Source organism: Streptomyces phyllanthi, assembly GCF_009377205.1.
GTDB lineage: Bacteria > Actinomycetota > Actinomycetes > Streptomycetales > Streptomycetaceae > Streptomyces > Streptomyces phyllanthi.
The window spans coordinates 1-2130 of the sequence record NZ_VJZE01000822.1 but is presented as its reverse complement, the minus strand read 5'-3'; the positions used below and the strand labels follow the sequence as shown (position 1 = coordinate 2130).

Sequence of the window (2130 nt, the reverse complement as noted above, 5' to 3'; positions counted from 1 at the left end):
CATAGTGTTTCGGTGGTCATAGCGTGAGGGAAACGCCCGGTTACATTCCGAACCCGGAAGCTAAGCCTTACAGCGCCGATGGTACTGCAGGGGGGACCCTGTGGGAGAGTAGGACACCGCCGAACAATTCTTGAGAAAACCCCCGTGCCATTCGGCGCGGGGGTTTTCTGCGTTTAGGGTCGGGTCATGCGCTATGACCTCGTGATCTTCGACAATGACGGTGTTCTCGTCGACAGTGAGTCCATCTCCAACCGGTTGCTGGCCGCCTACCTCACCGAGTTGGGGCACCCGACCTCTTACGAGGACTCCATTCGTGACTACATGGGGTCGGCCATGCATCGGATCCACGAGCTGGTGCTGGAGCGGACGGGGAGACGGTTGCCGGGAGACTTCGACGATGTCTTCCACGGGAGGGTCTTCGCCGCGTTCGAGAGGGAGTTGGAGCCCGTTCCCGGTGTGGTCGGTGTGCTGGAGAAGCTCGTCGCGGACGAAGTGCCGTACTGCGTGGCCTCGTCGGGAAGTCATGAGCGGATCCGGGTGGGGCATCGGGCGACCGGGCTCGACCGGTGGTTCGGGGACGAGCTCGTCTTCAGCGCGCAGGACGTGGGGAGAGGGAAGCCGGCGCCGGACCTGTTCCTGTACGCCGCCGAGCGGATGGGGGTCGCTCCGGAGAGGTGTGTGGTCGTCGAGGACAGTCCCGCTGGGGTGCGGGCGGGTATGGCGGCCGGGATGGACGTGTACGGGTTCACGGCGATGACACCCGCCGACAAGCTTCCCGGAACCAGGGGGTACTTCTCGGACATGGGGGAGCTGCCCGGCCTGCTGAGTTGAGCAGTATTCAACTTCCTCTACCCATGAGTAGGTCGTGCCCCCTACTGTGCCGCCATGACAGATGTGCTGCGGCGTGGCCGGGCCTCGCTCGCGTTCAGTTTCTTCGCCCAGGGCGTGGCCTTCGCTCTGCTGGTGACTCGTATTCCGGCCATTCAGGACCGGTACGGGGTGTCCGACGCGTTGCTGCCCGCCTTCCTCGCCGCGGTGCCGGTGCTGGCCGGTGCCGGGAGCGTGGGCACCGAGAAGCTCGTCAAGAAGGTGCCGCCCAGTCAGGTGCTGCGGTGGTCCCAGCCCGTCGTCCTGCTCGGGCTCCTCGGCGTGGGAGCAGGGGAGCACATGGCCGTGCTCGCGCTCTCGCTCGCCGCCTTCGGGCTGGCCGTCGGGGCGCTGGACGCGTCCATGAACATGCTCGGGGTGAGCCTCCAACGGGCGTACGGGCGGAGCATCATGCTCGGGTTCCACGCCGTGTACAGCCTGGGCGGGATCGTCGGAGCCTCGCTCGCCTGGGTGGGGGCCCACTGGGACCTGGCGCTCTTCGTGTCGTACCTCCCCGTGGTGATCGTTCTGCTGCCGGCGGCGTTCGCGGGGAGCAGGTGGTACGTCGACGGGGGCGGGCCCGAGGACGTCGCCGACCAGAGTGTGGGGGAGAGCGGGCCCGTCGTCTTCAAGCTGCTGCTGCCACTCTGTCTCGTGATGTGCTTCGCGTACATCGGGGACTCGACCGTCTCCAACTGGAGCGCGAAGTACCTCCAGGACGTGCTGGGGAGCTCGGAGCAGCTCGCGACCGTTCCGTACAACGTCTACATGGTCACCACGTTGCTCGGACGGGCCATAGGGGACTTCGGGGTGCGGAGGTTCGGGGCCGTGGCCGTGGTGCGCGCTGGGTCGCTCGTGGCGGCGCTCGGGTTCGCCGTGGTGGCCGGGGCGCCGGGGGCGTGGGTCGGGATGCTCGGGTTCACCCTGCTGGGGCTCGGGCTGTGTGTGATCGTGCCGCAGACGTTCGCGGCGGCCGGAAGGCTGTTCCCCGGGGCTTCGGATACGGCCGTCGCGCGGCTGAACATCTTCAACTATGTCGGGTTCCTGATCGGCTCGCCGTTGGTGGGGGCGCTGGGGGACGCCTGGAGCTATCGCGGGGCGATGCTTGTGCCGATGGTGTTGGTGCTGGTGACGCTGGTGTACGCCCGGTCGTTCGATCCTCAACCGGACCGATACGGTGGCGGGCATGAGCGGCCGCGCACAGCTGATGTGGGACGAGGCAGTAACGGGATATGACTTCGGGCCGGACCATCCGATGGATCC

1 protein-coding gene, 1 rRNA gene and 1 pseudogene are annotated in these 2130 nt (G+C 66.9%); all 3 read left to right on the top strand.

Annotated elements, in window-relative coordinates:
* Window positions 1-8 precede the first annotated feature (8 nt).
* Window positions 9-125 (top strand): 5S ribosomal RNA (rrf, locus tag FNH04_RS45265).
* Between the two features lie 61 nt (window positions 126-186).
* Window positions 187-831: an HAD family hydrolase gene (locus tag FNH04_RS45260; RefSeq protein WP_152792039.1), complete on the top strand. Its 645-nt coding sequence runs from the start codon at window positions 187-189 to the stop codon at window positions 829-831.
* Between the two features lie 54 nt (window positions 832-885).
* Window positions 886-2028, top strand: a pseudogene (locus FNH04_RS49220) (MFS transporter); the annotation flags it as partial.
* Window positions 2029-2130 lie beyond the last annotated feature (102 nt).

Coding starts and splice junctions, on each gene's coding strand:
- FNH04_RS45260 (WP_152792039.1), top strand. CDS start 187: ATGCGCTATGACCTCGTGATCTTCGACAATGACGGTGTTCTCGTCGAC.